This window comes from Mesorhizobium sp. 10J20-29 (assembly GCF_054130485.1).
Genome location: NZ_CP199156.1, coordinates 3,706,326 through 3,731,857, shown reverse-complemented (window position 1 = coordinate 3,731,857; position 25,532 = coordinate 3,706,326). Strand labels below are relative to the sequence as shown.

The 25,532-nt window shown below is 64.4% G+C and carries 27 protein-coding genes; 12 read left to right on the top strand and 15 right to left on the bottom strand.

The features are described 5' to 3' along the window. Positions 1-8 precede the first annotated feature (8 nt). The 3 genes from ACT2BZ_RS17765 to lon all read right to left on the bottom strand — a co-directional run bounded on the left by ACT2BZ_RS17765 (position 9) and on the right by lon (position 3,718). Entirely contained in the window at positions 9-641 is a 633-nt protein-coding gene (locus ACT2BZ_RS17765) for a sulfotransferase family 2 domain-containing protein (RefSeq protein WP_457936499.1), read from the bottom strand. A gap of 190 nt (positions 642-831) precedes the next feature. Next, positions 832-1,104 carry an HU family DNA-binding protein gene (locus ACT2BZ_RS17760; RefSeq protein WP_457936498.1) on the bottom strand — a complete coding sequence of 91 codons (273 nt, stop codon included), beginning with the start codon at positions 1,102-1,104 and terminating at the stop codon, positions 832-834. A gap of 199 nt (positions 1,105-1,303) precedes the next feature. Then, positions 1,304-3,718 (bottom strand): endopeptidase La, encoded by a 2,415-nt coding sequence (lon, locus tag ACT2BZ_RS17755; RefSeq protein ID WP_457936496.1) that lies wholly within the window; start codon positions 3,716-3,718, stop codon positions 1,304-1,306. Between the two features lie 317 nt (positions 3,719-4,035). On the opposite strand from lon, the gene ACT2BZ_RS17750 reads away from it, so the two are divergent. Beyond that, on the top strand, positions 4,036-5,334 hold the full coding sequence (locus ACT2BZ_RS17750) for a DUF1513 domain-containing protein (protein ID WP_457936494.1): 1,299 nt from the start codon (positions 4,036-4,038) through the stop codon (positions 5,332-5,334). Positions 5,335-5,345: 11 nt separating this feature from the next. Here ACT2BZ_RS17750 and ACT2BZ_RS17745 read toward each other — a convergent pair whose 3' ends face one another. The 4 genes from ACT2BZ_RS17745 to ACT2BZ_RS17730 form a co-directional block, all read right to left on the bottom strand. Continuing rightward, complete coding sequence (locus ACT2BZ_RS17745; RefSeq protein WP_457936492.1) at positions 5,346-6,122, bottom strand: hypothetical protein; 777 nt, start codon at positions 6,120-6,122, stop codon at positions 5,346-5,348. Positions 6,123-6,175: 53 nt separating this feature from the next. Continuing rightward, the gene (gene clpX, locus ACT2BZ_RS17740; RefSeq protein WP_457936490.1) at positions 6,176-7,462 is read right to left on the bottom strand and encodes an ATP-dependent Clp protease ATP-binding subunit ClpX; all 1,287 of its coding nucleotides are present in this window, start codon (positions 7,460-7,462) and stop codon (positions 6,176-6,178) included. A gap of 297 nt (positions 7,463-7,759) precedes the next feature. Beyond that, positions 7,760-8,392, bottom strand: coding sequence for an ATP-dependent Clp protease proteolytic subunit (locus ACT2BZ_RS17735; protein ID WP_457936489.1), 633 nt, complete (start codon positions 8,390-8,392; stop codon positions 7,760-7,762). A gap of 160 nt (positions 8,393-8,552) precedes the next feature. After that, positions 8,553-9,557: a sodium:calcium antiporter gene (locus ACT2BZ_RS17730; RefSeq protein WP_457936487.1), complete on the bottom strand. Its 1,005-nt coding sequence runs from the start codon at positions 9,555-9,557 to the stop codon at positions 8,553-8,555. A gap of 241 nt (positions 9,558-9,798) precedes the next feature. On the opposite strand from ACT2BZ_RS17730, the gene ACT2BZ_RS17725 reads away from it, so the two are divergent. From ACT2BZ_RS17725 to ACT2BZ_RS17715, 3 genes are all read left to right on the top strand, one after another. Further along, the gene (locus ACT2BZ_RS17725; protein ID WP_457936486.1) at positions 9,799-11,028 is read left to right on the top strand and encodes an APC family permease; all 1,230 of its coding nucleotides are present in this window, start codon (positions 9,799-9,801) and stop codon (positions 11,026-11,028) included. A 198-nt stretch (positions 11,029-11,226) separates the two neighbouring features. Next, the gene (locus tag ACT2BZ_RS17720) at positions 11,227-12,630 is read left to right on the top strand and encodes a cation:proton antiporter domain-containing protein (protein WP_457936484.1); all 1,404 of its coding nucleotides are present in this window, start codon (positions 11,227-11,229) and stop codon (positions 12,628-12,630) included. Between the two features lie 152 nt (positions 12,631-12,782). Beyond that, positions 12,783-14,039: a cytochrome P450 gene (locus ACT2BZ_RS17715; RefSeq protein WP_457936482.1), complete on the top strand. Its 1,257-nt coding sequence runs from the start codon at positions 12,783-12,785 to the stop codon at positions 14,037-14,039. A 28-nt stretch (positions 14,040-14,067) separates the two neighbouring features. Here the strand turns inward: ACT2BZ_RS17715 and ACT2BZ_RS17710 are convergent, their stop codons facing one another. Then, positions 14,068-14,871 carry an SDR family NAD(P)-dependent oxidoreductase gene (locus ACT2BZ_RS17710; protein WP_457936480.1) on the bottom strand — a complete coding sequence of 268 codons (804 nt, stop codon included), beginning with the start codon at positions 14,869-14,871 and terminating at the stop codon, positions 14,068-14,070. Positions 14,872-15,011: 140 nt separating this feature from the next. On the opposite strand from ACT2BZ_RS17710, the gene ACT2BZ_RS17705 reads away from it, so the two are divergent. Beyond that, the gene (locus ACT2BZ_RS17705; protein ID WP_457936478.1) at positions 15,012-15,488 is read left to right on the top strand and encodes a MarR family winged helix-turn-helix transcriptional regulator; all 477 of its coding nucleotides are present in this window, start codon (positions 15,012-15,014) and stop codon (positions 15,486-15,488) included. A gap of 65 nt (positions 15,489-15,553) precedes the next feature. On the opposite strand, the gene ACT2BZ_RS17700 is transcribed toward ACT2BZ_RS17705, so the two are convergent. Then, a complete protein-coding gene (locus ACT2BZ_RS17700) occupies positions 15,554-15,901 on the bottom strand; it encodes a cupin domain-containing protein (RefSeq protein WP_457936476.1) in 348 nt (115 codons plus the stop codon). Between the two features lie 68 nt (positions 15,902-15,969). Between ACT2BZ_RS17700 and ACT2BZ_RS17695 the strand changes: the two genes are divergently transcribed. After that, complete coding sequence (locus ACT2BZ_RS17695) at positions 15,970-16,443, top strand: DUF6653 family protein (protein ID WP_457936475.1); 474 nt, start codon at positions 15,970-15,972, stop codon at positions 16,441-16,443. A gap of 57 nt (positions 16,444-16,500) precedes the next feature. Here the strand turns inward: ACT2BZ_RS17695 and ACT2BZ_RS17690 are convergent, their stop codons facing one another. The 5 genes from ACT2BZ_RS17690 to ACT2BZ_RS17670 all read right to left on the bottom strand — a co-directional run bounded on the left by ACT2BZ_RS17690 (position 16,501) and on the right by ACT2BZ_RS17670 (position 20,009). After that, positions 16,501-17,784 (bottom strand): O-acetylhomoserine aminocarboxypropyltransferase, encoded by a 1,284-nt coding sequence (locus ACT2BZ_RS17690; protein WP_457936474.1) that lies wholly within the window; start codon positions 17,782-17,784, stop codon positions 16,501-16,503. A 147-nt stretch (positions 17,785-17,931) separates the two neighbouring features. Next, positions 17,932-18,453, bottom strand: coding sequence for a CoA-binding protein (locus tag ACT2BZ_RS17685; protein ID WP_457941372.1), 522 nt, complete (start codon positions 18,451-18,453; stop codon positions 17,932-17,934). Positions 18,454-18,527: 74 nt separating this feature from the next. Next, on the bottom strand, positions 18,528-18,950 hold the full coding sequence (locus ACT2BZ_RS17680; protein ID WP_457936473.1) for a VOC family protein: 423 nt from the start codon (positions 18,948-18,950) through the stop codon (positions 18,528-18,530). Between the two features lies 1 nt (position 18,951). Next, on the bottom strand, positions 18,952-19,185 hold the full coding sequence (locus ACT2BZ_RS17675; RefSeq protein ID WP_457936471.1) for a methionyl-tRNA formyltransferase: 234 nt from the start codon (positions 19,183-19,185) through the stop codon (positions 18,952-18,954). Positions 19,186-19,187: 2 nt separating this feature from the next. Further along, positions 19,188-20,009, bottom strand: coding sequence for an enoyl-CoA hydratase (locus ACT2BZ_RS17670; RefSeq protein ID WP_457941371.1), 822 nt, complete (start codon positions 20,007-20,009; stop codon positions 19,188-19,190). A 188-nt stretch (positions 20,010-20,197) separates the two neighbouring features. On the opposite strand from ACT2BZ_RS17670, the gene ACT2BZ_RS17665 reads away from it, so the two are divergent. From ACT2BZ_RS17665 to ACT2BZ_RS17640, 6 genes are all read left to right on the top strand, one after another. Beyond that, the gene (locus ACT2BZ_RS17665; protein WP_457936469.1) at positions 20,198-20,662 is read left to right on the top strand and encodes a PaaI family thioesterase; all 465 of its coding nucleotides are present in this window, start codon (positions 20,198-20,200) and stop codon (positions 20,660-20,662) included. Between the two features lie 214 nt (positions 20,663-20,876). Continuing rightward, positions 20,877-21,341 carry a 50S ribosomal protein L13 gene (gene rplM, locus ACT2BZ_RS17660; protein ID WP_457936468.1) on the top strand — a complete coding sequence of 155 codons (465 nt, stop codon included), beginning with the start codon at positions 20,877-20,879 and terminating at the stop codon, positions 21,339-21,341. A 1-nt stretch (position 21,342) separates the two neighbouring features. Continuing rightward, positions 21,343-21,819, top strand: coding sequence for a 30S ribosomal protein S9 (gene rpsI / locus ACT2BZ_RS17655; protein ID WP_457936467.1), 477 nt, complete (start codon positions 21,343-21,345; stop codon positions 21,817-21,819). A gap of 111 nt (positions 21,820-21,930) precedes the next feature. Beyond that, complete coding sequence (gene speB, locus ACT2BZ_RS17650; RefSeq protein WP_457936465.1) at positions 21,931-22,929, top strand: agmatinase; 999 nt, start codon at positions 21,931-21,933, stop codon at positions 22,927-22,929. A gap of 37 nt (positions 22,930-22,966) precedes the next feature. Next, positions 22,967-23,893, top strand: a complete 927-nt coding sequence (gene argC / locus ACT2BZ_RS17645) for an N-acetyl-gamma-glutamyl-phosphate reductase (protein WP_457936463.1) — start codon at positions 22,967-22,969, stop codon at positions 23,891-23,893. Positions 23,894-23,991: 98 nt separating this feature from the next. Continuing rightward, entirely contained in the window at positions 23,992-24,408 is a 417-nt protein-coding gene (locus tag ACT2BZ_RS17640; RefSeq protein ID WP_457936461.1) for an OsmC family protein, read from the top strand. A gap of 7 nt (positions 24,409-24,415) precedes the next feature. On the opposite strand, the gene ACT2BZ_RS17635 is transcribed toward ACT2BZ_RS17640, so the two are convergent. Then, the gene (locus ACT2BZ_RS17635) at positions 24,416-25,513 is read right to left on the bottom strand and encodes a COX15/CtaA family protein (protein WP_457936459.1); all 1,098 of its coding nucleotides are present in this window, start codon (positions 25,511-25,513) and stop codon (positions 24,416-24,418) included. Positions 25,514-25,532: the final 19 nt, after the last annotated feature.

Sequence of the window (25,532 nt, the reverse complement as noted above, 5' to 3'; positions counted from 1 at the left end):
CGCCTGGTCTAGAAGCTGTAACCGAAGCGCTCGATGTCGCGCGCCCAGATCTCCTCGACCAGCTTGCGCTCCGCAGGCCCGTAATAGGAGCGGTAATCCTTCCGCGCGGAAGCGTTGCGGTGCGGCAGCGGGGGCGCATTGTCGATCTCCAGCCGCAGCATCAGCTCATCATAGGCCTCGGCGAAGTTCTCGAAGCGGTAGACCTTGTCGACCAGGAGTTCGCCGCGCGAATCGAACAGCATTGCGGTCTGGTCGCCGGCGCGCAGCAGCGAACGCCATTTTTCGGAGCGCAGGAAGTCGCCGAAACTCTGGCGCTGCGTCATGCGGTGGCGGCCATGCGTCTCCTTCTTGCGCAGGAATGCGTAGCGCGAGACCGCGAGGTCGTAAGGATTTCGCACGAAGGCGAACTTGAAGGCGCCGTCGAACAGGTCGCGCGGTATCTTCAGCCTGATCCAGCGCGCCGTCGAATGCATGCCTATCCTCGCATGGTTGTCCTCGCGGATCGGCAGGTGGCCGATCAGCCGCCGCCACTGGCCTCCCCGTGGCCTCGAGCAATAGGGTTTCAGCACGGCGCGCAGGCTCTGCCCGCCCGTCTTGGCGACGTGGATGAAAATGAAATTCTTCTCGGTGGAAATCAGCATTCTGGTCGGAAATCCTGCAGTCGGCCGGCCGGACCGAGCCTTTCCGGCGCCGCGCCGGTCACAATTTCCGCAAAACCTGCCGGAACACAAGGGCGTTTCAATCCCTCTTTGCCGGCGTTGCCGGAAGCCGGCCCCAAACGCGAAAAGGCCGGGCGCGGTGGCCCGGCCTTTCCTGTCAGGCTTCGGCCTATTAGTTGACCGCGTCCTTGAGGCCCTTACCGGCCGAAAACTTCGGGACCGTGCGGGCCGGAATGTTCACGGCGGCGCCGGTCTGCGGGTTGCGACCCGTGGATGCGGCGCGCTTGGAAACCGTAAAGTTGCCGAAGCCCACCAGGCGTACGTCCCCGCCCTTCTTCAGCTCGCCCGTGATCACGGAGAACACAGCATCGACGGCCGACTGAGCGTCGCCCTTCGAAATGCTGGCCGCATCGGCGACGGCTGACACTAGTTCGTTCTTATTCATAAAATTTCCCTTCCATGAGAAAACCGGAACTATCGACTCGACCGGCAGGAAACGGACTTTAGAAAGAAGTGTTCCGGCAACCAAGTCAGAAATGGGCGCCGGAGTAAGAAAATGCCCGAAAAAGGTGGGTTTCTACACAGAAAAGCCGGGCGCGAGGCCCGGCTTTTCGGTGTTGCAGTGCAGCACCCGTCCTTGGTGCCTAGTGAGCGAAGGTCTTGCCCGGGTCGTCGGTCGAGTCGACTGCCGTTGCCGGGGGTGAAACCGGCTCCACCCACTCGATCGCTTCGGGCATTCGGACCAGCGCGTGCTGGAGCACCTCGCCGACCCGCGCGACCGGGATGATCTCCATCCCGCTCTTCACATTGTCCGGAATGTCGGCCAGGTCCTTGGCGTTCTCTTCCGGGATAAGCACCTTCTTGATGCCGCCGCGAAGGGCCGCGAGCAGCTTTTCCTTCAACCCACCGATCGGCAGGACCCTGCCGCGCAGCGTGATCTCGCCGGTCATCGCGACGTCGGCCTTGACCGGAATGCCGGTCAGAACCGAGACGATCGCCGTCACCATCGCCACGCCGGCCGAGGGGCCGTCCTTCGGGGTTGCGCCCTCCGGAACGTGGACGTGGATGTCGCGCTTGTCGAAGAGCGGCGGCTCGATGCCGAAATCGATGGCCCGCGAGCGGACATAGGATGCCGCCGCCGAGATCGATTCCTTCATCACGTCCTTCAGGTTGCCGGTCACCGTCATGCGGCCCTTGCCGGGCATCATGACGCCCTCGATCGTCAGCAACTCGCCGCCGACCTCGGTCCAGGCAAGTCCGGTGACGACGCCGACCTGATCATCCGCCTCGACCTGGCCGTAGCGATAGCGCGGCACGCCCAGGTAGTCGGCGATGTTCTCGGCCGTGACATGCACCGCCTCGACCTTGTCCTTCAGGATCGCGGTCACCGCCTTGCGCCCGAGCTTCATCAGCTCGCGCTCGAGGCTGCGGACGCCGGCCTCACGCGTGTAGGTCTGCACGATGGCGCGAAGCGCGTCGTCGCTTACCGAAAACTCCTCCGGCTGCAGCGCGTGGTCGCGGATCGCCTTGGGCAGCAGGTGCCGCTTCGCGATTTCGACCTTCTCGTCCTCGGTGTAGCCGGCGATACGGATGATCTCCATGCGGTCCATCAGGGGCGCAGGGATGTTCAGCGTATTGGCGGTCGTCACGAACATCACGCTCGACAGGTCGTATTCGACCTCGAGGTAATGGTCCATGAAGGTCGAGTTCTGCTCGGGATCGAGCACCTCGAGCAGCGCCGACGACGGATCGCCACGGAAGTCCTGGCCCATCTTGTCGATCTCGTCGAGCAGGAAGAGCGGGTTGGACTTCTTGGCCTTCTTCATCGACTGGATGACCTTGCCGGGCATCGAGCCGATATAGGTGCGGCGGTGTCCGCGGATCTCGGCCTCGTCGCGCACGCCGCCCAGCGCCATGCGGATGAACTCGCGGCCGGTCGCCTTGGCGATCGACTTGCCGAGCGAGGTCTTGCCGACACCGGGAGGTCCGACGAGGCACAGGATGGGGCCCTTCAGCTTCTTCTGGCGGCTCTGCACGGCCAGGTACTCGACGATGCGGTCCTTGACCTTGTCGAGCCCGTAGTGATCGGTATCGAGCACTTCCTGCGCGAAGTTGAGGTCCTGCTTGACCTTGGAGTTCTTGCCCCACGGTATCGACAGGATCCAGTCGAGATAGTTGCGCACGACCGTCGATTCAGCCGACATCGGCGACATCGAACGCAGCTTCTTCAGCTCGGCTTCCGCCTTCTCGCGGGCCTCCTTGGAGAGCTTGGTCTTCTTGATGCGCGCCTCGATCTCGGCGGCTTCGTCGCGGCCGTCCTCGCCTTCGCCGAGCTCCTTCTGGATCGCCTTCATCTGCTCGTTGAGGTAGTACTCGCGCTGCGTCTTCTCCATCTGGCGCTTGACGCGCGAGCGGATGCGCTTTTCCACCTGCAGCACGGAAATCTCGGCTTCCATGAAGCCCATGGCCTTTTCCAGCCGTTCCTTGACGGACAGCGTGGCCAGCATTTCCTGCTTTTCGGGAATTTTGATCGCGAGGTGCGAGGCAACCGTATCGGCGAGCTTGGAATAGTCGTCGATCTGGCTGGCCGCGCCGACCACTTCGGGCGAGATCTTCTTGTTCAGCTTGACGTAGTTCTCGAAGTCCGAGACCACCGAGCGCGCGAGCGCCTCGATCTCGATCTCTTCTTCCTCGGGCTCGGCCAGCACGCTGGCATGCGCCTCGTGGAAATCCTCGCGGGCGGTGAACTCGGTGATCCTGGCGCGCGCGGTGCCCTCGACCAGCACCTTCACGGTGCCGTCGGGCAGCTTCAGCAACTGCAGAACGTTCGCCAGCGTGCCGACGTCGAAGATCGCGTCGGCGGCCGGATCGTCGTCGGCTGCATTCATCTGCGTCGCAAGCATGATCTGCTTCTCGGCGCCCATCACCTCTTCCAGCGCCTTGATGGACTTTTCACGGCCCACGAAGAGCGGCACGATCATGTGCGGGAAAACCACGATGTCGCGCAGCGGAAGAACTGCGAAAACGCCGTCGCCGGAGGTCCGGGATACTTTGGCCATTGTCCAACCTTTCATGTCGCAGCCGCCATTGGCCAGCCGCGAATCCTATATTAACGACCGGGAACCGTCTCGCCTACCATCTAATGGGGATATGGTTTTCAGCACGAAATCCAGTTCAAAGCCTTCCGCTTCTAGGTGGTTAACCGGACGCCAAAGATCAAGGGTCGCCCTCCGCGCGGCAAGCGGCACCTGCCCTTTTCCCGGGGTTTTCTGACCGGTCCCGAGGCTCTAGAGTAACCGCACCTTAGGGAAGGCCGTGCTCAAACGGCCATCGGGTGCTGTAGCGGGAGTTTCTGGCGTGTATCGGGACGTTTGCCATGCGGGTTGATCGGCGCGACATCATCAAGGGCGGCGCGCTCGCCGCGCTTGCGGCGGCAACCATCGCGAAACCGGACCCTGCGCGCGCCGCAAGCCTGCCCAAGCCGTTGAAGAAGGCCGCTGTCTTCGTGCCCGGCTACCATCCCGAACACGCCTACGCCAACGGTCGCCCGCTCGCCGAGAACCGCCGTTTCAACCGCGCGGTGCGCAACCAGCCGCTGCAGCAGATGCTGACCCGCGTCGGCTTCGACGGCTCGATCCGCCAGACGCTGCTGCCGGTCGCAGCACACGACGTCGAGGTCGCCCCGGACGGCTCGATCGGCGTGCTCTGCTCGATGGACGGCGAACAGCACACAGCCTTCGATCCCGAAACGCTGGAACTCGCGGCCATCGGCCCTTCGCTCGGCGACGGCTGGCACGGCGGCGGACATGCGGTCTATCTCGACGGCGGCAGCACCGTCATCCTGTCCGAGCGCGCCCCCTCGACCCCTTTCCAGGGCAAGCTGGAAAACCACTACGGCCGGCTCACCGTGCGCGACCCGAAGACGCTGAAGATCGCCGAAACCTATTCCACGCACGGCATCGACCCGCACGACATCCGCCTCACCGACGACGGCAAATACATCGTGGCGGCCAATTACGGCTCGACGATCTCGGGCAAGACCGGCAAGTTCACCATCCCGCGCAGCGTCGTGCAGGCCTCGATTACCGTCATCGAGCTGTCGAGCGGCAAGCTCGTCGACAAGCGTGTCACCGGCAAGGGCAAGATCGAGCTCAGGCACCTGGCGGCCGGCGGCCTCGACCGGATCTTCGCCATTCAGGCGCTTTACGGCGACGACCGCGCCGACGCCCGACAGCGCTCAGGAGACAGCATCGCCTACGAGAGCGATATCACCACAGATCCCGGCTACAACTACATGGCCGCCGCGACGCTGAAATACGACGCCGCGAAAAAGCGCCTGACCCGCCTGGGAGACGCGGAATCGACCCGCTACATGCGCCACGGCCTGTCGATCCGCTACGACGAGGTGCACGACGAGGCGATCGCCTCCTATCCCAGCACCCACCAGCTGATGGTCTTCGACGGGGCCAGCGGCCAGCTGTCGAAGCGCTTCGACCTGCGGACCGTGGGCATGCACTATCCCTGCGGCGTCACCTTCCTGCCGGACGGCAAGCACTATGCGGTGACCGGCTTCTGGGAAAACATGTTCGTCTTCGAACGCGGCACGCACCGGCTGGTGCGCGAGCTCTGCCTCTACCCGCTGTTCTTCGGCCACAGCCACATCACGGCAGTGTGAGCGGCGGGGACTTACAGGACTCCGAGTAGTTTTCGACACCGACCGGGCTTGTCGCGGTCAGTGAAGTATCCGTCCGCACCTAACCAACTCAGCAGCCAATTGCCCAGACAGCTGTCAGCCGACTCAACCCAAATCGGTTTTCCAGTGACAGCACGTGCCATCAGTGCATGCCCTGTCAGCACAAGGTCGCGGGACACGGACACCGCCTCGATTTCAGCGACACACGGGTCTCGCAGCTCATTGAAAAACCAAAAGCCGGACGCAGCGTCTACCGAGTACACAATTCTGCGCGCACCTGCCTCATGCAGCAAGCAGGCTGTGTGGGTATCCCGAACTTCAACGATCAGCCTGTCGCCAAGCTGGGCTAGTACCTGTTTCGCTGCGGCGACAGGATCGTCCTTCGTCGCGATGTAGAAATTCGCTCTAGGGTGAATCTGGAAAAAGACAGTCACTTCCTCTAGGACACATGGTGCGTAACGTGCGTTCCGGTTGGCGAGTACTGTATCCAGACTAGGGATGCTGCCGCCAAACGCTGACCAGTCCCGACCACAAACGAAACGGCCATCGCTCGTACGCACGAAACCCATCGCAACGACGGGAAACCGGGCCGACGACCGCGCCATTATATCTGCTACTGAGTCGGTTCCACGATGACCTGGCATGCTTGGATCGCCAACAAACGCGATCTCCGGCTGCCCTTGTATTGGTGGATACAAGACGAGACGAACGACAAGGACCAGCACCACCGGAACGAGAACTGCCGCCAGAAAAAGAAAAAGCGGCCGCATTTACGGCCGCCTTTCAAATTCTTCGGACGGAATCACGTCCATTTGCGAGAGGATCAGGCGCTCGCGTTGCCCTTCTTGTCCTTGGCTTCGGCGTAGATGTAGAGCGGGCGCGCGTTGCCCGACACCACCTCTTCCGAGATGACCACTTCCTGCACGCCTTCCAGCGCCGGCAGCTCGAACATCGTGTCGAGCAGGATGGCTTCCATGATCGAGCGCAGGCCGCGTGCGCCGGTCTTGCGCTCGATGGCGCGCTTGGCGATTGCCGACAGCGCGTTCTCGTGGAAGGTCAGCTCGACGCTCTCCATGTCGAACAGCCGCTGGTACTGCTTGACCAGCGCGTTCTTCGGCTCGGTCAGGATCTGCACGAGCGCCGGCTCGTCCAGGTCTTCCAGCGTCGCCAGAACGGGCAGACGGCCGACGAATTCCGGAATCAGGCCGAACTTCAGCAGATCCTCGGGCTCGACCAGGCGGAACACCTCGCCGCTGCGGCGATCTTCCGGCGAAGCGACGGTCGCGGCAAAACCGATCGAAGTCTTGCGACCGCGATCCGAGATGATCTTGTCGAGGCCCGCGAAGGCTCCGCCGCAGATGAACAGGATGTTGGCCGTGTCGACCTGCAGGAATTCCTGCTGCGGGTGCTTGCGGCCGCCCTGCGGCGGCACGGAGGCGACGGTGCCTTCCATGATCTTCAAGAGCGCCTGCTGGACGCCCTCGCCCGACACGTCGCGGGTGATCGAGGGATTGTCCGACTTGCGGCTGATCTTGTCGATCTCGTCGATGTAGACGATGCCGCGCTGCGCCCGCTCGACATTGTAGTCGGCCGACTGCAGCAGCTTGAGGATGATGTTCTCGACGTCCTCGCCGACATAACCGGCTTCGGTCAGAGTCGTGGCGTCGGCCATGGTGAAGGGCACGTCGATGATGCGCGCCAGCGTCTGCGCCAGCAGCGTCTTGCCGCAGCCGGTCGGGCCGATCAGCAGGATGTTCGACTTTGCCAGCTCGACGTCCTGACTCTTCGAGGCATGCGCCAGGCGCTTGTAGTGATTGTGGACGGCCACCGACAGCACGCGCTTGGCGTAGGGCTGGCCGATGACGTAGTCGTCGAGCACCGCGAGAATCTCCTGCGGAGTCGGCACGCCTTCGCGCGACTTCAGCGTGGAGGTCTTGTTCTCCTCGCGGATGATGTCCATGCACAGTTCGACGCATTCATCGCAGATGAACACCGTCGGGCCGGCGATCAGCTTGCGCACTTCATGCTGGCTCTTGCCGCAGAACGAGCAATAGAGCGTATTCTTGGAGTCTCCGCCGCCGCCGGCGCTGCCGCTGCTGACCTTGCTCATCTTGTCCTGGTCCTTTCCGTGGCGCCGCCGATGATCTGGCCGGGCGCCCGCCCTTATACTCTGTGACGGAAAACCGCCGCCGCCAGCGAACTGACTTGCAACGCATTCCGTACGAAACACAGATCAGAAAACGTGGCAATGATTCGCGACAACCACCCGAAAGCTAAGCCGTCGAAAATCAACATAGGCTTAACGTAGGCGGTGACACCCGTCGAGGGAACAGGCAATTGTGGCCTAATTGCCGCAACGTTCCTCAAAAATGTGTCATCCGCCTGCTGCGGGCCGCGTCGCCCATTACTACTTGGCCTCGGCGCTTTCCATCGTCTCGCGCGACGAGATCACCTTGTCGATCAGGCCGAACTCGAGCGCCTCTTCCGAGGTCATGAAATGGTCGCGGTCGAGCGTCTTCTCGATCGTCTCGAGGTCACGGCCGGTGTGCTTCACGTAGATCTCGTTCAGCCGGCGCTTCAGCTTGATGATGTCCTGGGCGTGGCGCTCGATGTCGGAGGCCTGACCCTGGAAGCCGCCCGAGGGCTGGTGCACCATGATGCGGGCGTTCGGCGTCGCGAAGCGCATGTCCTTCTGGCCGGCGCAGAGCAGCAGCGAGCCCATCGAGGCGGCTTGGCCGGTGCACAGCGTCGAAACCGCCGGGCGGATGAACTGCATCGTGTCGTAGATGGCGAGACCCGAGGTCACGACGCCGCCCGGCGAGTTGATGTAGAGGTTGATTTCCTTCTTCGGGTTCTCGGCCTCGAGGAACAGCAGCTGCGCGCAGACAAGCGTCGCCATGCCGTCCTCGACCGGACCCGTGATGAAGATGATGCGCTCCTTGAGAAGGCGCGAGAAGATGTCGTAGGCACGTTCGCCGCGATTGGTCTGCTCAACCACCATCGGCACGAGGTTCATGTATGTTTCGATGGGGTCTTTCATCGACTGTCCCTTTCGGATGAGATTCCGGCGCCGGACGGAGCAGAATCGGGTTCGCAACTGTCTTCGGTAAATAGGATGCCCCCTCACCCTTGTGCAAGGCCGACCATGGGGGTTCTGCCGATAACCTTACCGGCTGCGGTCCGGCAGCCGGCCGCCCCGGTCAAAGGCCGCCGTAGAGGTACACCGCGTAGGTGCTGGCGAAATACATGACCAGCAGCGACAGGCTGGTCCAGCCGATGGTGCCGCGAAACCGGCTGGCCGGCCGGTAGAGCAGCGACACGATGACGATGCCGGACATGATGACCGCGGCGAAGGCGGTGACGGCGTGGACGGGCGATACCTGCGAAAGCAGCGGTCCCTTTACATAGGCGAGGTCGTCGATGGCGATGACCAGCGCGTCGAAAAGGTTGCTGCCGAGCAGATTGGCGATCGCCATGTCGAGCGAGCCGAGGCGGAGCGCGCTGATCGTGACAACGAGTTCAGGCAGCGATGTCGCCCCGGCGATGAGCAGCGTTCCGACGAAAGTCGTGCCCCAGCCCATGACCTCGGCGATCTCGAGGCCGACAAAGGGCAGCCAGGCGCCGGCCCCCACCACCAGCACGGCTGCGGCGAGATAGCGGGTGACAGCCATGCGTAGCGTGACGTGCGGGTTCTCGTCCGGGGTGAGCGCCAGTGGCGGGCGGCGGCCCTCATAGACGAACACCGATCGCATCGCGATGAAGTAGACAACGAGCACGACGAGGGACGAGATGCCGACGTGAAACAGGCTTGGCGCCACGTCGGCATTGCCGAGCAGCACCGACGCGCCGACGAAGCCGATCAGGATGATGCCGAAACCGGCCGTCAATATGTGCGAGGGGTCCATGCGGCTGTACATGGGCGCCTCGCGGTGCATCGCATCCAGGAATACCAGCAGGACTAGGTTGAAGACACAGCTGCCGAGTGCGTCGCCGACCGCGATGTTCGGCGCATCGGCGGCCGCCACGGCGCTGACGCCGGTCAGCAGTTCCGGCAGCGAGGTTGCCGTCGCCAGCAGGAACAGCCCGATCCAGCTGCGCGAGACGCCTGTCCTGCGCGCTATGATGTCGGCATTGCGTGTCAGCACCGGACCGGCTAGGCCGATCAGGCAGGCGCAGACCAGGAATTTCGTCCAGACGAGAAGCATCGCGATGTCCGGTTTTCGGGCTGCGCCCCACCCCTGCCCGGTCGGAGCCTTGCGCCGGGACCAAGACTTGCAGCCGGCAGCGGCCCGCGCCTTGTGACGGATCAAAGCGGAAATCGCCGATCCGGGCGATAGTGAATCGATATCTCGACGGGCGGCAGGCCCTCGGACACCGGGAGGATGGACGGATGGAGCGAAAACAGGACCGGCGGCATCGCGGTTTCAGGGCCACGGCCGGATGCCGATGACGGCCGCTCCCGCCGAAAGGCCAAGGCTTATCCGCACGCTCAGCCTTTCACATGTCGTGCTCTACGGGCTCGGCGTCACAGTCGGCGCCGGCATCTACGTCCTCGTCGGCGAGGTGATATCGCTTTCCGGCGACCATGCGCCGGTCGCCTTCCTTATTGCCGGCCTCGTCATGCTGCTGCCCGCCGCCTGCTTCGCCGAATTCACCGGCCGGCTGCCCTTTGCCGCGGCGGAGGCGCATTTCGTGCGTGCCGGCTTCAATTCCTCGCTGCTGTTCCTGCTTGTCGGGCTCGGCGTCGCCGCGGTCGGCATCGTCTCCTCGGCGGCCATCGCGCACGGCTCGGCCGGTTACGCGGCGGAGCTCGTCGCGCTGCCCTACGAGGTCCTGCTCGTCTTCTTCGTCGTGCTTTCCGGCATCGTCGCCTCGCTCGGCGTGCGCCAGTCCATCCTGGTGGCTGGCCTGCTCACGCTGATCGAGGTCGGCGGTCTGCTGCTCCTGGTCGGCGGCGCGCTGTGGTCGGGTGCCGACTTCGCCGGCCAGGCCGCAAAAGCCGTGCCGCTCTCCCTTTCCCCGGCACTGTGGGCGGGCATCTTCGGCTCCAGCCTGCTCGCCTTCTTTGCCTTCATCGGCTTCGAAGACATCGATTCCATCGCCGAGGAAACGATCAACCCGCAAAAGACGCTGCCGCGCGGCATCTTCCTGACGCTCGCCATCACGCTCGTGCTTTACATTCTGGTGGTCCTCGCGGCGCTGGCGACCGTGTCGATCGGCGACCTGTCCGGTTCGCGCGCACCGCTGGCGATCGTCTTCGACCGGACAACCGGCCTGTCGCCCGTCGCCATCACGGTGATCGCCGTGCTCGCCACGGTAAATGGCATCATCGTGCAGATCGTCATGGCCGGCCGCGTCATCTACGGCCTGGCCAACGAGGGCGCATTGCCGAAGGTTCTGGCACGCGTCAACGCCACGACGCATACGCCCGTCATTGCCACCGTCATCGCGACGCTTATTCTCCTGGTGCTGACGCTGGCCTTCACGATCACGGCGCTCGCGCAATGGACGTCGATCATCACGCTGGCCATCTTCCTGCTCGTTTGCATCGCCCTTGCCCGCATCAAGCACCGCAACGATCCGGCCCCGGCGGGAACCTTCATCGTTTCCCGCTGGGTGCCCTATGGCGGTGCCTTGGCGTGCCTCGCTCTGCTGGCGCTCGGAGTGATGAACTGAATGCCTCCGCCGCCACCCGACCGTGACCTGTCGAAGCGGGACGGCAGCGAATTTCGATTTCGGGAGGAGCCAATGCTACACATCCGGGGGGTTGGACGGATGTCTCGCGAATTGGTCCAGGTTGCGTCACGAGGCGCAAACGGAAATTGAGGCTCATCAGCCTGCAACGGGAAGTCGGCACCGAACGTGGAGACCGCATTGAACGAAGCCCATCACGGATTTCCCCTCGTCGAGATCGCCATCGTCATCGTCATCGCGGTGGTCGCCGGGCTGGGGCTGATGCGCCTGCGCCAGCCGCCGCTCGTCGGCTTCATTCTCGCCGGCGTCGTCATGGGGCCGACCGGCTTCGGGCTGATCGACAACAACGACAACGTCACCGCGCTTGCCGAGATGGGCGTTCTGGTGCTGCTGTTCTTCATCGGCACCGAGCTTTCGCTGAAAGCCTTCGTCGCCAATCTCAAGCCGGCCGTGATCGTCGCCGTCGGCCAGCTTTCGGCGGCCATGGTGATCGGCGCCGGCATTGCCTGGCTGACCGGATCGACGGTGGCCGAAGGCATCATCCTCGGCTTCATCATCGCGCTGTCTAGCACGGTCGTGGCGATGAAGATGCTCGACGACATGGAGGCGCTGCGCAAGCTGCCCGGCCGGATAGCCGTCGCCGTGCTGATCGCGCAGGACATCGCCGTGGTGCCGATGCTGATCCTGGTTTCCTCGCTCGGCGGCGCCGAAGTCAGCGCCGTCGGGCTGATCGTCAAGATCGTTCTCGCCGTCGGGCTGCTCGGAGCGCTCCTGTGGTGGCTCGGACGCGCGCCGAAGATCAAGGTGCCGTTCGACGAGGAAGTGGGCGACAATGTCGAATTGCTGGCGCTTGGCTCGCTGGCCATCTGTTTCGCCGCCGCCGCGATATCCGGACTGGTCGGCCTGTCGCCGGCCTACGGCGCCTTCGTCGCCGGGCTGGTGATCGGCAACTCGACGCTGCGCAACCGGGTCATTCCGGTGATCGAGCCGATCCAGAGCATCCTGCTCGTCGTGTTCTTCCTGTCGATCGGCCTGCTGATCGATCTCGAGTATATCCGCGAACACCTGCTGCTCGTCCTTGCCGCCGCGCTGTTCGTCATCACGGTCAAGACGTTCCTGAACGTGCTTCTGCTGCGCTTTGCCGGGTTCGACCGGCAGACGGCGCTGGTCGGCGGCCTGTCCATGGCCCAGATCGGCGAATTCTCCTTCGTGCTGGCAGCTGCGGGCTTCACCGCCGGCGCGCTCGGCAGCGACATCTACCGCCTGTCGATCGCCGTCACCGCGATTACCCTTCTCTTCTCCCCGGCCTGGATGGCCCTGATGCACCGCATCGAGGAAGCGGCGGTGGAGAACTACGCCTCCTATCGCGAGGCGCTGGCCGAGGCCTACGGCGGCGAGCTCGACAATGTCGAGGAGGGCCTGTGGTGGCTGAAGGTGCGCTACCGGGCCGGCCGCATCGCCCGCCGCAAGCGGCGCCTGGCCAAGCTCGCTGCCAGGAAGCCGGCGGCGGCAACGGCAAGCGCTGAAATCGAGGCCGGCAAGGCGGAAAAGGCGACGACAGGGGCGGACAAGCCCGCCAAATAGCCTCGATCCCGCACGGCCAGGGCCCGAAGCCGACCTCGCCAGGCGGCGTTCTTCCGTTGCGGCAGCAGAATCTACTAACCAGTACGTTCATGCAACCCGGCTACTCGAGGCGATGCTGGCGGCTGCAGTTCGGTTCGGCATATAAGGTTTCCATGCCTGCACCGAAACCGAATCCGCTTCCGCTGAGCCTCGATCCATCGACCCGGCACCTGTGCCTCGACCCGCACGATGACGCCTTCATCCAGGACCCCTACGCGTCCTACGCCTACCTCCATGCCGAGGGCGGCCCCTTTTTCTGGGAGGAGCTCGGCGTCTGGTGTTTTGGCGGCTTCGACGACGTCAACCGGCTGCTGCGCGACCGGCGCTTCGGTCGCCAGAATCCCAAGGGCATTCCGGACGGGCGCGGCGGCAATGCCGACCGTTCGCATCTTCGCCGGTTCGATGCCGTCGAGGCGAACTCGATGCTGGAGCTCGAGCCGCCGGTGCACACCCGGCTGCGCACGCTGGTCAACCGCGCCTTCGTGTCGCGCCAGGTCGAGCGGCTGAGGCCGCGCGTCGAGGCACTGGCAAACGAACTGATCGACCGCTTTCCCGCAGACGGGCCGGTCGACCTGCTGCCGGCCTTCGCCGCGCCGCTGCCCATCACCATCATTGCCGAGATGCTCGGCGTGCCGGTCGAGATGGGCCTGCAACTGCTCGACTGGTCGCATGACATGGTGGCGATGTACGTGCCGGGCAGAAGCCGGGACACGGAGGACAAGGCCGATTGCGCAGCAGCGGAATTTTCCGGCTATCTGCGCGAGTTGGTGGCGACACGCCGGCACGATCCCGGCGAGGACCTGCTTTCACTGCTGATTTCGGCAAAGGAGGACGGCAAGAAGCTGTCCGAGGACGAACTTGTTTCCTCGGTGATCCTGCTGCTCAATGCCGGCCACGAGGCGACGGTGCACCAGGCCGGCAACGCGGTTCGCACGATCCTTGCCGAGGGCGGCGATCCGCGCCGCTTCTTCGCGTCAGCCGAGGCTGGCACTGCGACAGTCGAGGAATGCCTGCGCTACGACGCGCCGCTGCACATGTTCACGCGTTACGCTTACGAAAAGCTAGAGCTTCCGGGCGGCGCTTCGGTGGCGCCCGGCGACCAGATCGGGCTGCTGCTCGGCATGGCCAACCGCGATCCCGCCGCCTTCGAGGAGCCCTCAGGATTCCGGCCGGAAAGGCCTGACCAGAAGAACGTTTCCTTCGGCGCCGGCATCCACTTCTGCATCGGCGCACCGCTCGCCAGGCTTGAGCTCCATGTGGCGCTCAAGGTGCTGTTCGAGCGGTTGCCGAACCTCCAGCTGGCCGAGGAACCGCGCTTCCGCGATTCCTGGCACTTTCATGGGCTGGAGAGCCTCAAGGTGCTGCGCTAGCCCACGCCGCTCGAATTCTTCCGATTTGTCAGGCCGCGAGGCCGAAGCGTTCGGCCGGCTTCTTCAGCGAAAGTTGCCCGCCAAGCGCGCCGCGCGCCGCATTCAACGCGTCGAAAAGCCCGGTGTCAGAGAGCGAGGGAATGGTGACCAGTTCACCGCGGTCGAGCCCGACGAGTGCCGCATCGACGAGGTCGGTCACCTCCATGACGCGCTCCGGGTCGAGATTGTCGAAGGAGCCACCGACCCGGTCGAAGATCTCGGTGCGCGTGAAGCCCGGCAGCACCGCCTGGATCCGTACGCCCTTGTCGGAGAGTTCGGCAGCCAACGACTGCGTCAGAGCGAGAACGAAGGCTTTCGAGGCGCTGTAGGTCCCGTTGAAGGCTTCCGGTACGATCGCCACGGCCGAGGCGATGTTGACGATGGCGCCTGCCTGGCGCGCCGCGAAAGCCTGCGCGGCAGCTATGGCCAGCCGATTGGCGGCAACCACGTTGATGGCGATCATGGCGTCGAGATAGTCGGCGTCATCGGCCAGCGCCTTGCCCTTCGGTCCGATGCCGGCATTGTTGACGAGGAGCGTGAAGCTGGCGTCCTCGCGCAGCCGCTTCTCTACCTTGCGAAGCTCCGCCGTGTCGGAAAGATCGGCCGCCAGAACCTCCGCCCTGATGGCGTATTGCTTGCTCAGGAGGGCGGCACGTTCCTGAAGCCGCGCGGCGTCGCGGGCGACGAGCAGTAGATCGTAGCCGCGGCGGGCGAGACGGTCGGCATAGGTGGCGCCGATGCCGGCCGACGCGCCGGTGACGAGTGCAGTTCCAGGATGCGATTTGTCAGACATGCAAGTGCTCCTTCGTTTGCATTTAGTGGTATATGCCACTAAATAGGAGAAGGCGGTCCGGCCTGACAAGACGCCGGCTCCGATTTTTTTCTTGAAGCAACGACGGCGACGGGCCAAGCGGGAAGTCCGGGAGAAATCTGATGAGCACGACGCGCAAGGAGATGGACGTCTGGATGCACTGTTCAAACAGCGCGGTGCGCCGCGCGGCGCGCCAGCTCGGGCAGCTTTATGGCGGCGTGCTCGGCGCCAGCGACCTGCGCTCGACGCAGTTTTCGCTCCTGTCGCAGATCGCTTCGAGCGGCGAGCCGACGCTGAAGTCGCTCGCCGGCGCCATGGTGATGGACCTGTCCGCGCTCGGCCACACGCTGAAGCCGCTGCTGCGGGACGGCATGGTGGAGATGCTGCCGGACCCGCATGACAAGCGGGTCAAGCGGGTCCGGCTGACCGCTGAGGGCGAGGCCCGCCGTGGCGAACTGATGGCCGCGTGGCGCGACGCGCAGGACCGTTTCGACAGCCTGCTCGGCAGGGAGAAGTCAGAAGAACTGCGCCGCACCCTCGCACAGATCGGCTCGCCCGAATTCGCCGCGGCCTTCGCCGCCGCCGGCAAAGGCAAATAAATTCGGCCGCCAGCACACCGGCGGCGGCGTGGAAGCTCGCGGGGTTGGCGGAGGAGGCGCGCCAGCTAGAGCCTGATGACATATTCCTTGCGAGTCGTTTCAAGCACTTCCCAGCTTCCCTTGAAGCCCGGCCTGAGCACGAAACTGTCGCCGGTGCGCAGCGTCCAGGCATTGCCGCCGTCCTCGACGATCACCGACACGCCTGAAAGGATGTGGCAGAACTCCCATTCGTCGTACTCGATGCGCCACATGCCGGGCGTCGCTTCCCAGACGCCGGCATAGACGCCGCCATCGGCCTCCTCGACGTTCCAGGTGCGAAATTTCGGATTGCCGGTCAGCAGCCTGTCGGGCGCTGGCGCGCCCTCTTCCGGCTCGATGGCATCGATGTCGATCGCTAGGAAGTTTGACGCCATCACCTCAATTCCTTCATCGAAAATCCCTACATGCGCATCGGCCCGACGAGTCGCGCGCGAGGCAATGCATGCTGAAGAAGAGCACCTGGGAACGCCATGTCAATCCGTGGTCAGTGTGGACGCGGGTTCCGCTGCTGCCGCTGTTTGCGCTCGTCGTCTTCCTGCGCGCGCCGCTCGGCGGCTGGACATGGCTGCTGCTGGCCGCGCTTGTCGGCTGGACGCTCATCAACCCGAAAGCCTTCCCGCCGCCAGCCTCGACCGACAGCTGGGCGTCGCGCGGCGTGCTCGGCGAGCGGGTCTGGCTGGCCCGCAAGGCGGTGCCGATCCCGCCGCACCACGCGCGCTGGGCGCTCGGCCTTTCGCTCGCAACGGGGCTCTTTCTGATCCCACTGATCTGGGGGCTTTATGCGCTCGACCCGTGGGCGACCGCCCTTGGAGCCATCGGCGCCTCGATGGCGAAGCTCTGGTTCATCGACCGGATGGTCTGGCTCTACCAGGACATGCAGGACGCGACGCCGGAATATGCCGGCTGGCTCAGATGAAGAAAGGGCGCGCCTGCCATCGCAGACGCGCCCTCTTCGGAAAATTCCGGCCGAGGATCAGACCTTCGCCAGTGCCTGTTCCAGGTCGGCGACGATGTCGTTGGAATCCTCGATGCCGATCGACAGGCGCACCGTGTCGGGACCGGCGCCGGCGGCGATCTTCTGCTCGTCCGTCAACTGGCGATGCGTGGTCGAGGCCGGGTGGATGACCAGCGAGCGCGTGTCGCCGAGATTGGCGAGGTGCGAGAAGAGTTCCAGCCCCTCGACCAGCTTGACGCCGGCCTCGTAGCCGCCCTTGAGGCCGAAGGTGAACACCGCACCGGCGCCGCGCGGCGAATAGCGCTTCTGCAGGGCATGGTTCTTGTCGCCGGCGAGGCCCGGATAGGACACCCAGGCGACCTTCGGATGGTTGGACAGCCAGCCGGCCACGGTGATGGCGTTGTCGCAATGCCGCTGCATCCTTAGCGGCAGGGTCTCGCAGCCGGTCAGGATCTGGAACGCGTTGAAGGGCGAGATGGCCGGCCCGATGTCGCGCAGGCCGAGCACGCGGCAGGCGATGGCGAAGGCGAAATTGCCAAACGTCTCGTGCAGCACGACACCGCCATATTCGGGGCGCGGCTCCGACAGCATCGGGTAATTGCCCGACTTCGACCAGTCGAAGGTGCCGCCGTCGACGATCATGCCGCCCATGGAATTGCCGTGACCGCCGATGAACTTGGTCAGCGAATGCACGATGATGTCGGCGCCATGTTCGAGCGGCCGGACGAGATAGGGCGTTGCCAGCGTGTTGTCGACGATCAGCGGCAGGCCATGCTTGCGCGCGATGTTGCCGATCGCCTCGATGTCGACGAACTCGCCGCCCGGATTGGCCAGGCTCTCGATGAAGATGGCGCGCGTCTTGTCGTCAATCTGGCTTTCGAAGGTCGAGACGTCGTTGACGTCGCCCCAGCGCACTTCCCAGCCGTAGTTCTGGAAGGCGTGGCCGAACTGGTTGATCGAGCCGCCGTAGAGCTTGCGTGCGGCGACGAAGTTCTCGCCCGGACGCATGATGGTGTGGAAGATAAGGTGCTGCGCGGAATGGCCTGATGCCGTTGCGAGAGCCGCCGTGCCGCCCTCGAGTGCGGCGATGCGCTCCTCAAGCACTGCCTGGGTCGGGTTCATGATGCGGGTGTAGATGTTGCCGAAGGCCTTCAGCCCGAACAGCGAGGCGGCGTGATCGGCGTCATCGAAGACATATCCCGTCGTCTGGTAGATCGGCGTGATGCGCGCGCCCGTCGCCGGATCGGGCTTGGCGCCGGCGTGAATTGCCAGGGTGCTGAAACCCGGAATTTTCTGAGACATGTCTTTCCTCCAACCCATACTTGAAAAATCGGCGCTATCATTGGCGAAGCGCGGCGCCGATTGCAAAGAAGAATTTGCCCGAATACGGGCACTAGCGGAATGCGAGCACCGCAACCCGCCCCTTGCGGGGAACAATTTTGCGCGAGGCTACTTCTGGCGGATGCCGAAGCTCTGGAACCCCTGCCGCATGACCGGCCGCTTGGACGACAGCACGCCGGAATTGACCCCGGTCCAGCCGATTTCGCCCGACAGGCGGCCATACTCTATCTTGGGGCAGCGGTTCATGACGACCTGGATACCCTTTTCCTCCAGCCGGACTGCCGCCTCGTCGTGACGGACGCCGAGCTGCATCCAGACGACTTTCGGCAGCGGGTCGAGCGCCAGCACCTCGTCGACGATGCCGGGAATGGCGCTGGAGTTGCGGAACACGTCGACCATGTCGATGGCCACCGGGATGTCGGAGAGCTTCGCGTAGACGTCCTGGCCGAGGATCTGGCCGCCGGCCTGGCCGGGATTGACCGGAATGACCGAGAACCCCTTGTTGAGCAGGTATTTCATGACGAAGTAGCTCGGCCGCACGTCATTGGCCGAGGCGCCGGCCATGGCGATGGTCTTCACGCCGTCGAGAATGCCGGAAATGTATGAGTCGTCGTAGGAATCGTGGTTCATCGGATGGATGTGGCGCATGGCGCGCGATCAATCAAGCGGCTGGGCTGCAAAGTCGCCCTTACGGTACGCGCAGGTCAATCGGGCAGCGAGATGCGGCCTTCGGCATCGATCGGAAAGGCCGGGTTGTGCGCGACTTCCCAGACATGGCCCTCGGTGTCGGCGAAATAGCCGTACCATCCGCCCCAGAAAGCCTTTTGCGCCGGCTTGACGATGCGGCCGCCGGCGCGCTCGGCCTCAGCGAGCACGGCATCGACCTCCGCTTCGGATCGCGTGTTGTAAGCGAGATAGACCGCCGAGGGCGCTGCGCCAAACGTTACGCCCGAATCCTTTTCCGCGTCGGGCCGGGGAAAAAGCCCGAGGATCGAGCCGCCCATCTGGAAGAAGGCGACGCCCTCGGTGATGCCGGCATGGCGCTTCAGTCCCATCTTCTCGTAGAAGCCGACGGCGCGGTCGAGATCGTCCACGGCAATCGTGACGATGGAGATGCGGGGTTCCATTTCATCGGAACCCGAAGTGTCCTTTGAGGAGGTCAAACAATTGCCTGCCAGATTCTTCGTCAAACTGAATTGACTGGCTGACCTTGTCTGGCATTTCTCTAGAACTGCGGCCCGACGTGTTTATCTGAAGCAGTTTTCGACCGTCGAACTCATGTGTGAAATATGTGGCCTCGATGCCGTCGTGCAGACTCATGCGATCCATTTTGCCTGCGTTGAGAGTCTTAATGAGCGCCATATTTACTCCCCCTTCCACTCCGGTTTGCGCTTGTCGATGAAGGCGCCGATGCCCTCCTCGGCGTCGCGCGCCATCATGTTCTCGACCATCACCTGCGAGGCATAGTCATAGGCGTCCGCCAGCGGCATCTCGGCCTGCCTGTAGAACGCCTCCTTGCCGATCTTCAGCGTCAAAGGCGATTTGGAAGCAATGGTTTGGGCGTATTTCGTGACGATCTGATTCAGGTATTCGCGCGGCACGACGCGGTTGACGAGACCGAATTCCCGGGCCGTCGCAGCGTCGATCTTTTCGCCGGTCAGCAGCATTTCCATCGCCTGCTTGCGCGACACGTTGCGCGACAGCGCCACCATCGGCGTCGAGCAGAACAGGCCGATGTTGACGCCCGGCGTGCAGAAGGTAGCCTGGTGCGAGGCAATCGCCAGGTCGCAGCTCGCCACAAGCTGGCAGCCGGCCGCGAAGGCGGCACCGTCGACCTCGGCAATCACCGGCCGCGGGTGGTTGACGATGGTCTGCATCAGCGTCGAGCACGCCGTCATCGTCTGCGCAAAGAAGGCCCTGCCCCGGTCGGCATCCGTGCGGCGCGCCGTCATCTCCTTGAGATCGTGGCCGGCCGAGAAGAGCTTTCCGCCGGCCGCCAGCACGATGACGCGCACCGCCCCGTCGTCACGGGCCCGGTCGAAGGCGTCCTGCAGGGCCGCCATCAGCGCCAGCGACAGCGCGTTGGCCGGCGGGCTGGCGAAGGTCAGCCGCAATATGCCATCGGTCAGGACGGCCGACACCAGTTCGTCCGCCGTCTCGCGCTTCATTGCCAGGATCTCGGCCATCGGGTCCTCCAGGAGATTGTCGCGGCACGCATGGCCGCCGGTCGCGCTGTCATCGGCCAAAAGAACTAGCATGCCGGGCATTGAAGAACAGCCTCAGTCCATGTTTTCTGGTCGGGCCAGTGCAGAGACCTGCCGCCTGGGCCACAAGACCGGCACCTTTCACTCGAAGCCGGCAATGGAGGAAGAGCATGCCCGAACAGGCCAATCTCAAGCCGGTGCTGACGGTCGGCGAAGTCAACGAACTGCTGGCCGAGGTCTATCCCCAACTCAACGAACACTACAATTTCTACGAGGCGCTCGACGTTTTTCCCGGCGGGTGCACGGTGCGGCTCAACGCCGACGACCGGCATCTGAGGCCAGGCGGCACGGTGTCGGGGCCGTCGTTGTTCACGCTTGCCGACATCGGCGGCTATGTCTGCGTGCTGTCGCATGCCGGGCCCGACGCGCTGTCGGTGACCACCAGCATCAACATCAACTTCATGCGCAAGGCACCGGCCGGTCCGATCCTCGGCCATTGCCGCATCCTCAAGCTCGGCCGCAGCCTTATGGTGTTCGACATCGACATCGTCGCGGGCGAGGGCCAGCAGAGCGTGGCGCATGCGACGGGCACCTATTCCATCCCGCCGCGGGCCGCTCCAATTGCGGTAAAATAATACCCCACTTGCAACAGTCTGATTTTTCTCGCTTTTCCGATAGACAGTCCGGGTTCATGCGCTTGACGCATCCCCACCCCTCGCCTATACACCGTCCCGAAGCAGCGGCCCGCAACGGCCGCCGTTTTATTTTGGCGGAAGCTCACGCCTCAGGCCAAAACCAAGCAACAAGAAACGCCTTCGCCTTTTGAAGGTCCGAACCGAAAGCAGAACCATGAAAACCTTTTCGCAGAAGCCTGCGGACGTGGTGAAGAAGTGGGTGATCATCGACGCCGAGGACCTCGTCGTCGGCCGTCTCGCCTCCATCGTCGCCAACCGTCTTCGCGGCAAGCACAAGCCGACCTTCACCCCGCATGTCGACGACGGCGACAACGTCATCGTCATCAATGCCGACAAGGTCGCCTTCACCGGCAAGAAGTTCACCGACAAGGTCTATTACTGGCACACCGGCCATCCCGGCGGCATCAAGGAGCGCACCGCGCGCCAGTTGCTCGAGGGTCGTTTCCCGGAGCGCGTCGTTGAGAAGGCCGTCGAGCGCATGATCCCGCGCGGCCCGCTCGGCCGCCGCCAGATGAAGAACCTGCGCGTCTATGCCGGCACCGAACATCCGCACACAGCCCAGCAGCCTGAGGCGCTCGACGTCGCGGCGCTGAACCCCAAGAACAAGAAGAGGGATTAGAATGGCCGACCTCAACTCGCTCGCCGAACTCGGCACTGCGACCGTCGCCGCCGAGCCTGCCGCGCCCGTGCATGTCCAGAAGCTGGACAATCTCGGCCGCGCCTATGCCACCGGCAAGCGCAAGAATGCCATCGCCCGCGTCTGGGTTCGCCCCGGCACCGGCAAGATCGTCGTCAACAAGCGGGAATTCGCCAAGTACTTTGCGCGTCCCGTTCTGCAGATGATCCTCAAGCAGCCGATCATCGCGTCCAACCGCGACGGCCAGTTCGACATCGTCGCCACCGTCGTCGGCGGCGGCCTGTCGGGCCAGGCTGGTGCGGTGCGCCACGGTATTTCCAAGGCGCTGACCTATTACGAGCCGGCGCTGCGCGGCGTGCTCAAGAAGGGCGGCTTCCTGACGCGCGACAGCCGCGTCGTGGAACGCAAGAAGTACGGCAAGGCCAAGGCCCGTCGTTCCTTCCAGTTCTCGAAGCGCTAAAAGCTTCCATCTGGACGACAGCAAAGCGGGCCTTCGGGTCCGCTTTTTTGTTGCGCTGCCGTCTTATCCGTCCAATACCTTCCGTCCGCAAAACCGAGGGAAAGATTACCGATGCCGGCAAGCTCCATCGACCATGCCTTTACCGCCCGCAGCCTGACCGGCCGCGCGAGCGACCCGACCTATGCCGGGGCACTGTCCTTCATGCGCAGGAAATACACCAAGAACGTGAAGGGCGCGGACGCCGTGGTCTGGGGCATTCCCTTCGACGCCGCCGTCACCAACCGGCCCGGCGCGCGTTTCGGCCCGCAGGCCATACGCCGCGCCGCCGCGATCTTCGACAATGACCCGCAATACCCGTTCCACCGCGACCTGTTCGAGAAAATGGCCGTCGTCGATTACGGCGATTGCCTGCTCGACACCGGCAACCACCAGAAGACGCCGGGCATCATCGAGCGCGAGGCGGCAAAGCTCTTGCGGTCGGGCGCTTTCCTGCTGTCGCTCGGCGGCGACCATTTCGTCACCTGGCCGCTGCTGAAGGCGCATGCCGCCGTGCACGGACCGCTGGCGCTGGTGCAGTTCGACGCCCATCAGGACACCTGGGACGACGACGGCAAGCGCATCGACCACGGTTCCTTCGTGGCGCGCGCCGTGCGCGAGGGCGTCATCGACCCCGACCGCTCCATCCAGGTCGGCATCCGCACCCATGCGCCGGACGATTTCGGCATCAAGATCCTGCACGGCTACGACGTCGAGGACATGCGTGCCTCCGACATCGCCTACTCGATCATCGAGCGCACCGGCGGCAGGAAGACCTACATCACCTTCGACATCGACTGTCTCGACCCGGCCTTCGCACCCGGCACCGGCACGCCGGTGGCCGGCGGTCCCTCCACGGCGAAGATCCTGTCGGTACTGCGCCAGCTCGGACAGATCGACATCGTCGGCGCCGACATCGTCGAGGTTGCACCGGCCTACGACCATGCCGATATCACCGCGATCGCCGGGGCCACGGTCGCCATGCAGTATCTCGGCCTGCTGGCCGAGCGAAAGGCGCGCGACGGCGCAACCGCCGATCACCCTGCGACGGTGAATCAGGCAAGCGGCATATAGACTTGGAATTCCTCGACATTTCGACGGGCAGGCAGACATGAGACCAAAGATCTTCATCGACGGCGAACACGGCACGACCGGCCTGCAGATCAGCACGCGTCTTGCCGGCCGCGACGACCTCGAAATCCTGTCCATCCCGGTCGACCGGCGCAAGGACCCGGCCGCGCGCGCCGATTTCCTGCGTGCCGCAGACATCGCCATCCTCTGCCTGCCGGACGACGCGGCGCGCGAGAGCGTGGCCCTGATCGGCGATGCGCCGACCCGGGTGATCGACGCCTCCACCGCGCATCGCGTCGCCGATGGCTGGGCCTATGGCTTTCCCGAGATGGACAAGGCCCAGGCCAAGGCGATCTCGGAAGCGAAGTACGTCGCCAACCCGGGCTGCTGGCCGCAGGGGCCGATCGCCATGCTCCGTCCGCTGATCCGGGCCGGCATCCTGCCCACCACCCTGCCCGTCAGCATGCACGGCATCTCGGGCTACTCGGGCGGCGGCCGCCAGATGGTCGAGGACTATGTCGCCAAGGGCGAGGACGCGCCGGAGTATCTGCCCTATGGGCTCACCTTCCAGCACAAGCATGTGCCCGAGCTTAAGCATTATGCCGGCCTCTCGCACGACCCGCTGATGCAGCCGGTGGTCGGCAATTTCGCGCAGGGCATGGTGACCGCCGTGCCGCTGCATCTGGGTACGCTCGACCGCGTGCCGACAGGCGCGGAAATCCATGCCGCGATCGCCGATCACTATGCCGGGCTCGCGCATTCGGTCGTCGAGGTGGCGCCCTACGCACCGCTGGAGCGCTCAAGCGAAGTCAACCCGGAACTCTACAACGACACCAACCGCATGCGGCTGCATGTCTTTGCCAATGACAGCCGCGCGCAGGCGGTGCTGATTGCCGTCTACGACAATCTCGGCAAGGGCGCGTCGGGTGCAGCGGTGCAGAACATGGACCTGATGCTGGGAGTGTGATCCCGGCTTTCGGCCCCGGCTGCTGCGTCGGAACGCGGTGCTTGAAACGCGCCGCGCGTTGGGGATAGATCGGCCAGCCCCAGCGAGCAGGTGCTCCGATGCCGACACTGACCGTCCAGCTTCGCAATATCCCCGACACCGAAGCTGCGGCCGGCTGGGCCGGCGGACACACGATTGTCGTCGACCGGGCGGAGGGCAAGGCGGGCGGCATGGGGCTCGGCTTCAACGGCGGGCAATTGCTGGCGCTGGCGATCGGCGGGTGCTTCTGCAACGATATCCGCTATGTCGCCCACGAAATGGGCATCGCGATCGCGACGATCGAGGTCGACGTCGAGCTTTCCCTGCGCGGTGAACCGCTGGTGGCCTCCGGCGCGACGATGCGCGTCAGGGCGACCGCGGCCGACCCCTCGGCCGACATCGCCGCGGTGATCCGCCGGGCAGAGCAGGACTCGACGGTGGCGAATTCCATGAAGCGCGGCTTTTCGGTCGTGACCATTCCCGCGGTGCCGGACTGACGCCTCTTCAGCGCGCGATGGCGATCTGGATCGGCGGCGGATAGGCGCCCTTGGTGCCGCGCCAATGCGCGGCGGCAAAGCCCAGCACGACAAGCGCAAAGCCCTGGTGCAGCAGAGCCCAGTGCAACGGCATGTGCATCACCAGCGTGGCGATGCCGATGGCGGCCTGCACCAGCACGAGGTGGAAGAACACCAGCGCACGGCGCGCATGGGTGGTGCCGGGCAGCCGGCGGCGCGTGGCGATCATGTGCCAGAGCGCCAGAGCCAGCAACGCGTAGGCCCCGAGACGGTGGACGAACTGCACCGTCTTCGGATTCTCGAAGAAGTTGCGCCATGCGGGTTCGATGACGAGGAGGTCGCCGGGCACTGCCTTGCCGTCCATCAGCGGCCAGGTGTTGTAGCTCAGGCCGGCATCGAGGCCTGCCACCAGCCCGCCGAGAAAGACCTGGCAAAGCACTGCCAGCACGAGAAACCCGGCAAAGGCCTGCGTCTTGCTGTCGGCTGGCGTCTCCGTATGCGGCGCAAGTCCGCGCGCCACCACCATGATGGCGGCAAAGATCGTGCAGGCGAGCGTCAGATGGACGGCGAGCCGGTACTGGCTGACGTCGACACGGTCGACGAGGCCCGACGCCACCATCCACCAGCCGACCGCCCCCTGCAGCCCGCCGAGCGCCAGAAGGCCGACCAGCTTGGGCATCAGGCCGCGCTCGACGCGCCCGGTCGCCCAGAAGAAGAGCAGCGGCAGGGCAAAGACGAAGCCGACGCCCCGCGCCAGCATGCGGTGCGCCCATTCCCACCAGAAGATGCGCTTGAAGGCGCCAAGCTCCATGCCCTGGTTGATCTGCGCATATTCCGGGATCTGCTTGTACTTTGCGAACTCCTCCTGCCATTCGGCGTCGTTCAGCGGCGGTATGACGCCGTGGATCGGCTTCCACTCTGTGATCGACAAGCCGGAATCGGTCAGGCGCGTCGCGCCGCCGACCAGCACCAGCGCCACCAGCATGACCAGGATGACATAAAGCCAGCCGCGCAACAGCGCGCGGTTGGCCAGCTGTCGGTCGCGCTCGCTGCGTACCTTGTTGGCATCCATCTCGATCGAACTCATGGTATCGCTCCGCTCGCAC

Bases quoted from the DNA above. Each gene is read 5' to 3' on its own strand.
- ACT2BZ_RS17765 (WP_457936499.1), bottom strand. From the start codon at position 641: ATGCTGATTTCCACCGAGAAGAATTTCATTTTCATCCACGTCGCCAAG.
- ACT2BZ_RS17760 (WP_457936498.1), bottom strand. From the start codon at position 1,104: ATGAATAAGAACGAACTAGTGTCAGCCGTCGCCGATGCGGCCAGCATT.
- lon (WP_457936496.1), bottom strand. From the start codon at position 3,718: ATGGCCAAAGTATCCCGGACCTCCGGCGACGGCGTTTTCGCAGTTCTT.
- ACT2BZ_RS17750 (WP_457936494.1), top strand. From the start codon at position 4,036: ATGCGGGTTGATCGGCGCGACATCATCAAGGGCGGCGCGCTCGCCGCG.
- ACT2BZ_RS17745 (WP_457936492.1), bottom strand. From the start codon at position 6,122: ATGCGGCCGCTTTTTCTTTTTCTGGCGGCAGTTCTCGTTCCGGTGGTG.
- clpX (WP_457936490.1), bottom strand. From the start codon at position 7,462: ATGAGCAAGGTCAGCAGCGGCAGCGCCGGCGGCGGCGGAGACTCCAAG.
- ACT2BZ_RS17735 (WP_457936489.1), bottom strand. From the start codon at position 8,392: ATGAAAGACCCCATCGAAACATACATGAACCTCGTGCCGATGGTGGTT.
- ACT2BZ_RS17730 (WP_457936487.1), bottom strand. From the start codon at position 9,557: ATGCTTCTCGTCTGGACGAAATTCCTGGTCTGCGCCTGCCTGATCGGC.
- ACT2BZ_RS17725 (WP_457936486.1), top strand. From the start codon at position 9,799: ATGACGGCCGCTCCCGCCGAAAGGCCAAGGCTTATCCGCACGCTCAGC.
- ACT2BZ_RS17715 (WP_457936482.1), top strand. From the start codon at position 12,783: ATGCCTGCACCGAAACCGAATCCGCTTCCGCTGAGCCTCGATCCATCG.
- ACT2BZ_RS17710 (WP_457936480.1), bottom strand. From the start codon at position 14,871: ATGTCTGACAAATCGCATCCTGGAACTGCACTCGTCACCGGCGCGTCG.
- ACT2BZ_RS17705 (WP_457936478.1), top strand. From the start codon at position 15,012: ATGAGCACGACGCGCAAGGAGATGGACGTCTGGATGCACTGTTCAAAC.
- ACT2BZ_RS17700 (WP_457936476.1), bottom strand. From the start codon at position 15,901: ATGGCGTCAAACTTCCTAGCGATCGACATCGATGCCATCGAGCCGGAA.
- ACT2BZ_RS17695 (WP_457936475.1), top strand. From the start codon at position 15,970: ATGCTGAAGAAGAGCACCTGGGAACGCCATGTCAATCCGTGGTCAGTG.
- ACT2BZ_RS17690 (WP_457936474.1), bottom strand. From the start codon at position 17,784: ATGTCTCAGAAAATTCCGGGTTTCAGCACCCTGGCAATTCACGCCGGC.
- ACT2BZ_RS17685 (WP_457941372.1), bottom strand. From the start codon at position 18,453: ATGAACCACGATTCCTACGACGACTCATACATTTCCGGCATTCTCGAC.
- ACT2BZ_RS17680 (WP_457936473.1), bottom strand. From the start codon at position 18,950: ATGGAACCCCGCATCTCCATCGTCACGATTGCCGTGGACGATCTCGAC.
- ACT2BZ_RS17675 (WP_457936471.1), bottom strand. From the start codon at position 19,185: ATGGCGCTCATTAAGACTCTCAACGCAGGCAAAATGGATCGCATGAGT.
- ACT2BZ_RS17670 (WP_457941371.1), bottom strand. From the start codon at position 20,009: ATGGCCGAGATCCTGGCAATGAAGCGCGAGACGGCGGACGAACTGGTG.
- ACT2BZ_RS17665 (WP_457936469.1), top strand. From the start codon at position 20,198: ATGCCCGAACAGGCCAATCTCAAGCCGGTGCTGACGGTCGGCGAAGTC.
- rplM (WP_457936468.1), top strand. From the start codon at position 20,877: ATGAAAACCTTTTCGCAGAAGCCTGCGGACGTGGTGAAGAAGTGGGTG.
- rpsI (WP_457936467.1), top strand. From the start codon at position 21,343: ATGGCCGACCTCAACTCGCTCGCCGAACTCGGCACTGCGACCGTCGCC.
- speB (WP_457936465.1), top strand. From the start codon at position 21,931: ATGCCGGCAAGCTCCATCGACCATGCCTTTACCGCCCGCAGCCTGACC.
- argC (WP_457936463.1), top strand. From the start codon at position 22,967: ATGAGACCAAAGATCTTCATCGACGGCGAACACGGCACGACCGGCCTG.
- ACT2BZ_RS17640 (WP_457936461.1), top strand. From the start codon at position 23,992: ATGCCGACACTGACCGTCCAGCTTCGCAATATCCCCGACACCGAAGCT.
- ACT2BZ_RS17635 (WP_457936459.1), bottom strand. From the start codon at position 25,513: ATGAGTTCGATCGAGATGGATGCCAACAAGGTACGCAGCGAGCGCGAC.